This window comes from Streptomyces sp. CT34 (assembly GCF_000805335.1).
In the GTDB taxonomy this organism is placed as follows: Bacteria; Actinomycetota; Actinomycetes; order Streptomycetales; family Streptomycetaceae; genus Streptomyces.
Genome location: NZ_KN708638.1, coordinates 7,298,413 through 7,304,195, shown reverse-complemented (window position 1 = coordinate 7,304,195; position 5,783 = coordinate 7,298,413). Strand labels below are relative to the sequence as shown.

General features: G+C 72.5%; 3 protein-coding genes and 1 pseudogene. 2 read left to right on the top strand and 2 right to left on the bottom strand.

All coding sequences use genetic code 11. The features are described 5' to 3' along the window. Positions 1-511, bottom strand: a pseudogene (locus tag RZ84_RS42065) (FUSC family protein); the annotation flags it as partial. A gap of 326 nt (positions 512-837) precedes the next feature. Between RZ84_RS42065 and RZ84_RS31830 the strand changes: the two are divergent. Then, on the top strand, positions 838-1,875 hold the full coding sequence (locus tag RZ84_RS31830; protein ID WP_052230304.1) for an FAD-dependent oxidoreductase: 1,038 nt from the start codon (positions 838-840) through the stop codon (positions 1,873-1,875). A gap of 307 nt (positions 1,876-2,182) precedes the next feature. Here RZ84_RS31830 and RZ84_RS31825 read toward each other — a convergent pair whose 3' ends face one another. Then, positions 2,183-4,027 carry a Xaa-Pro dipeptidyl-peptidase gene (locus RZ84_RS31825; RefSeq protein ID WP_198540176.1) on the bottom strand — a complete coding sequence of 615 codons (1,845 nt, stop codon included), beginning with the start codon at positions 4,025-4,027 and terminating at the stop codon, positions 2,183-2,185. Between the two features lie 211 nt (positions 4,028-4,238). Here RZ84_RS31825 and RZ84_RS31820 point away from each other — a divergent pair, with 211 nt between their 5' ends. Then, positions 4,239-5,741 (top strand): M1 family metallopeptidase, encoded by a 1,503-nt coding sequence (locus RZ84_RS31820; RefSeq protein ID WP_043267860.1) that lies wholly within the window; start codon positions 4,239-4,241, stop codon positions 5,739-5,741. Positions 5,742-5,783: the final 42 nt, after the last annotated feature.

Below are 5,783 nucleotides of genomic sequence, written 5' to 3'. Positions count from 1 at the left end.
GCGGGCGCAGCACCAGCCGCAGCAGGAGCAGCCAGAGGCAGCCGGCGAGGACGTACAGCGCCTTCGCCCAGGGCGCGCCGGGCAGCGGCATGCCCGCGCCGAGGATGGTGGCGGCCAGCATCTGCATGCCGGCGGTGGAGTGCACCGGGCCGGTGACGCTGACCGCGCCGGAGGCGAAGCCGACCGCGCAGAGCGCCGGCACCAGCCACCAGCCGGGGTCGGCCACCCGCAGCGCACCGCCCGTCAGCATCCCGAACGCCGCGGCCAGCGCGGGCAGTCCGATGTGGACGATGCCGGTGCGCCGGGTGCCGGGGCGGTCGTTGACCCCGGCCAGCATGGAGCCGAGTGCGGCGAGTACACCGGGCGCCGGGTGCCCGGTCGCGATCCCCGCGGCGAGCAGCGGCCCCGCGCAGAGCGCGCCCCGGACGACCGCCGGCCACGGCACGGGCAGCCGCTGCCAGCGGAGGGGGTGGGCGAGCCAGGCGGGCACGGCGCGCGGGGCGCGGGGCATGGGTCTCCTCGGGCGATGGCGTGGGTACGCCGACAGGGGTGGCGGGATCCGAGGGGCGTCATCGGCCGACGGTGCTGCCACCACCCTAGGTCCTGTCGTCGAACTCCCGTCGTCCGCCCGAAGGGCGGGCCGGGCGGCGTCCGGTGCGTGCTCTCGGCCTGCCGGGCGACGGCCCCTGTACTTGGAGTACCGGGGTCGAAGCCCGGTGCGGCGAGAGTACGTGCAGGGCGTCGCCCGGCAGGCGGGAGTTCGACGACAGGACCTGGGTCCGGTTTCGTCCGGCCGGCTGCCGGAGGGTTACACCAAGATCACGGAAGGGCGCGCAGATGGCGAAGAGTGTGGTGGACGCCGCCGGGGAGGCCGGGGTGTGTGTGGTCGGCGGCGGGGTGATCGGCCTGACTTCGGCGATCGTGCTCGCCGAGAACGGGTACCGGGTGCGGCTGCTGACCCGCGACGCGGCCGGCGAGACGACCTCGGCCGTGGCCGGGGCGCTGTGCTGGCCCTACCGGATCCAGCCGTACGACGATGCGGTGCGGTGGTCGCTGCGCTCCTTCGAGGTGCTCGCCGGACTGGCGGAGCGGCCCGCGGAGACCGGTGCGCGGATGGTGGCCGGCACCATGGTGGAGGTGGCCGCCGAGCCGGGCGCGGACGGCCTCGGCGCCTGGTACGACGCGGTCCCCGGGATGCGGCCCGCGCGCCCCGACGAGCTGCCCGAGGGGTACGGTTCCGGCCGTCGGGCGCGCACCCCGCTCGTGGACATGCCGACCCATCTCCGGTATCTGGAGCGGCGGTTGGCGGCAGCGGGCGGGGTCGTGGAGCGGCGCGTGGTCACCTCGCTCGGGGAGGCGGGCCGAGGCGCCGGGACGGTCGTGAACTGCTCCGGTCTGGGTGCCCGCGAGCTCGTCCCGGATCCGCAGGTGTACCCGGTTCAGGGGCAGTTGGTGATCGTGGAGAACCCCGGGATCGACACCTGGCTGGCGACCGCGGACTCCGCGGCGGCGGAGACCGCGTATGTCCTGCCGCAGCCCTTCGGAGTCGTGCTGGGCGGTACGGCGCGCGAGAACGCGTGGTCGCGGGAGCCGGACCCGGCGGTGGCGGAGGCGATCGTGGCGCGCTGCGCACGGTTCTTCCCGGCGCTGGCGCGGGCCCGGGTCCTGGCCCACCGGGTGGGGCTGCGCCCGGCCCGTCCGGCGGTCCGGCTGGCCACGGAACGGCTGCCGGACGGGACGCGATGCGTCCACAACTACGGGCACGGGGGCGCGGGGGTGACCGTCGCGTGGGGCTGTGCGGACGAGGTGCTGCGGTTGGTGCGGGAGGAGTTCGGCACGGCTCAGGAGCCCGGCCCACCCGCGTCCCGGCCGTGAGCTGACGGCATGCCCGCCCGTCGAGCGGCGGCGGCACCGGCGCTCCTCGGCGGGCGCAGCGGCGGCACCGGTCCGCCCGCGGCGGCTGCCGCAGCGAGACGGGCGTCCCGCCGCGGTCCCGTGACGCCACCCAACCGGGCCCGTCGGCCCGGCCGGGTAGCGCAGAGTCCGCTCCCGGCCGTCGTCGACGACGTGCTCACGCGGCGGCCGGTGCCCGGAACGGGTCCGTGCGGCCGACCGCGAGCGCGCCGGCGGCGAGGCCGCGGGAGCGGAGCCTCACGAGCGGTGTCTCCCTTCGGTCACCCGGTCACGGGGTGCGGATCGCGTGCGCGGTGGCCGGCGCCCCGCCCGTCAGCGGCAGCCGCGCCGCGGTGCGGGACAGGTCGAGGGTGAGCCGCGGGTGGGACGCGGGCGGGTCGATCAGTCCGGCATCCGTGCCGGCCACGATCAGCGCGAGCCGGTGCCCGGCGGGCACGATGTGGTCGGTGGCGGCCAGGTCGAGAGTGATGGTGTACGGCTTGCCGGGGGTCAGCGGGCGGCCCTTGCGGGGATCGCCCCAGTGACCGAGGTCGGCCCAACCGCGGCTGAAGACCGTGTAGTTCGCCTTCTGGACGTCGGCGGCGGTCTCCTTGAAGCAGCCGGTGTCACCCTTGTTCCCGGCGCCCCAGCAGGTGCGCTTGTCGAGGGTGACGATGCCCTCGCCGTCGGCCGCGTAGTTGCGCAGGGTGGCCGGACCGAGGTCGACCAGGACGGCGGAGAGATGGGCGGAGGAGGTGCTGGGGGTGGCGGTGACGGTCACCGTGCCGGAGCCGGACAACCGCAGCGGCGCGGTCAGCGGCCCGGTGGTGAACCCGGCCTTCGCGGGTGTCGCCTGGTCGATGTGGGCGGCCCAGTCCGTCTCGCTCAGCTTGGGGTCGTCGGTGAAGGAGGCACTCGCCCCGTGCGGCGCGGGCCGGGTGCCCAGGGTGCCGACGCCCGCGGTGGTCCCGTTGCGGGGGTGCAGGACGACGGGCGCGGTGCCGGCCGCCGGCCAGCGCGCATCCGTCGACCAGGTGTCGGGCGCCCGCTCGACGTCGGCCATCGGGGCGTGCTCGATCCCGTTGTGGTAGCCCATCAGATAGTGGTCGAACCACTGGTGCAGGGTGTGCACCCAGTCCCCGCGGCGGTAGTCGAAGGGGTCGACATGGCCGGTCTGGGAGAGCCAGATCTTGCGCTGGACGCCGTGCCGGGCGAGCGCGTCCCACCACTGGCCGAAGTGCTTGGTGCGGACGTTGAGGTCCTGCATCCCATGGACGAGGAAGACGCTGGCGCGGACCTTGCCCGCGTTGCGGACGTAGTCCCGCTCGCTCCACAGGCCGGTCCAGTCGCCGTTGCGCGGGGCCCCGTCGACCAGCTTCTTCTGTACGGCGGCGCAGTGTTGGTGCGCGCCGGGGTTCTCGACCATCTTGGCGAGCTGGTCGGGGCCGGAGTCGTCGAGCGGGGCGCCCTTGGCGAAGTAGTAGTCGTACCAGGAGGAGATGCCGGAGATCGGGACGATGGTCTTCAGGCCGGGGACTCCGGTGGCCGCGACGCCGTTGGCGATGGTGGCGTCCCAGCTCTTTCCGATCATGCCGGTCCTGCCGTTGGACCAGTCGGCGGTGACGGGTTTGCCGCCGGTGCGGGCGGTGTAGGCGCGTCCGCGGCCGTTGAGCCAGTCGACCACGGCCTTGGCGGACTGGATGTCGGAGCGCCCGCCGACGTCGACGCAGCCGTCGGAGCGATTGGTTCCGGCCAGGTCGACGAGGACGGTCGCATAGCCGCGGGGCACGAAGTAGTTGTCGTAGAAGAGCGGGAACTGGACCGGGCGGCCCTGTTTGTCGTAGGTCTTCTTCTGGCTCTCGTTGCCGCGTCCGCAGCAGGAGTAGTAGGGGCTCGCGTCCATGATCACCGGTATGCGGTGGCCCTGGCGGGCGGGTTCGGAGGGACGGATGATGTCGACCGCGACCCGGTCGGTGTGCCCGTGTCCGTCGTCGTCGAGCCGGGTGTCGACCCAGACCGATTCGCGGATCGCGTGGTCGTAGGAGTAGACGGGTCTGCTCTCGCCGGAGGAGGAGGCCGCGCCCGCCGGGTGCGGGGCGATGAGCAGCGCGAAGAGGGCGAGGGCGGTCGCCACCACGAGCGATTTCCAGGGGATGTGGGGAATTCCCGTACGTATCGTCACGGGCGGACGGTAGCGCGGGTCAACTCCCGTACAGAAGGGGGTTTTCCGAGGTCCGTGACGACCAGATGTCGGTCATGTGTCAGGTGGGGCCATGGACATGACGTGCCCCGGATGAGTACATAAGGTCCGAAGGGATCCACCTCCCCTACGAGTTGGAGGACTCGTGCGTCACAGACTCCTGGTCCCGGGCGCTGCCGCGCTCAGCCTGCTGCTGGCGATCCCGGCATCAGCCGCCACCAAGGCCGATGTACACGGCACGCCGGGCGCCCCGGGTGTGGGCGACAGCTACTACCCCTACAGCGGCAACGGCGGGTACCGCGTCTCCCACTACGACCTGCGGCTCAAGTACCAGCCGAAGACGGACCTGTTGGAAGGCACGGCGACGCTGCTCGCCAAGACCACCCAGGACCTCTCCCGCTTCGACCTGGACTTCGGCCTCAAGGTGAGCGAGATCCGGGTGAACGGCAAGAAGGCCACGGTCGCCACCTCCGGCAAGCACAAGCTGGAGGTCACTCCGGCCACGCCGCTGGAGAAGGGCAAGGACATCAGCGTGGTCGTCCGCTACGCGGGCAAGCCGTCCGAGCTGAAGATCGACGGCTTCACCGCCTGGGCCCGTACGCCCGACGGCGGGGTGGTGGCCCAGGAGCCGGAGTCGGCCGTGTGGTGGTTCCCGAGCAATGACCACCCCAGCAACAAGGCGACCTACGACATCTCCATCGCGGTCCCGGACGGCACCCAGGCGCTCAGCAACGGCGTGCTGGCCTCGCAGACCTCCAAACTCGGCTGGACGCGCTACAACTGGCGCTCGGACAAGCCGCAGGCGACGTATCTGACGACGCTGGCCATCGGCAAGTTCGACATCACCACGGACAGGACCGCCGACGGCCTGCCGGTGATCAACGCGGTCAGCCCGGACCTCGGCGCGAACCTGGGGTCGGCGCGGGCGAGCATCGAGCGCACCACCGAGGTCACCGAGTGGCTGGAGAGCGTCTTCGGCCCGTACCCGTTCAACTCGGTCGGCGGCTACGTCCCGAACGTCCCGGCGCACTACGCGCTGGAGACCCAGACCCGCCCCTTCTACGGCAAGGCGGCCTTCGACAAGGGGACGAACGTCTCGGTCGTGGTGCACGAGCTGGCCCACCAGTGGTACGGCGACAGCGTGTCGCTCAAGGACTGGAAGGACATCTGGATCAACGAGGGCTTCGCCGCCTACACCCAGTGGCTGTGGTCGGAGAAGGAGGGCGAGGGCACCGCACAGCAACTCGCGGACTACGTCTACGCCCAGCACCCGGCGAACGACCCGTTCTGGACGGTCAAGCCGGGCGACCCGGGCGCGGACAAGCAGTTCGACACGGCCGTCTACGACCGCGGTGCGCTGGCCCTCCAGGCGCTCCGCGACAAGGTCGGCGACAAGGTCTTCTTCGGCATCCTCAAGTCCTGGCCGACGGAGAACAAGTACGGCAACGCCTCGGTCGCGGACTTCGTGGCGTTCGCCGAGAAGAAGTCCGGCAAGCCGCTGGCCGACTTCTTCCACACCTGGCTGTTCCAGCCGTCCAAGCCGGCGACGGGCGCGGTCACCCGGGCGTTCGCCGGCTCCGGCCTCGTCGCCCAGCCCAAGTCCTGGAAGCAGATCGCCGCCACCCACGCCATGCACATCGGCCACTGAGCCGACCGGCGGGGGGCACCGGGGACCCCCTGGCGCCGCCCG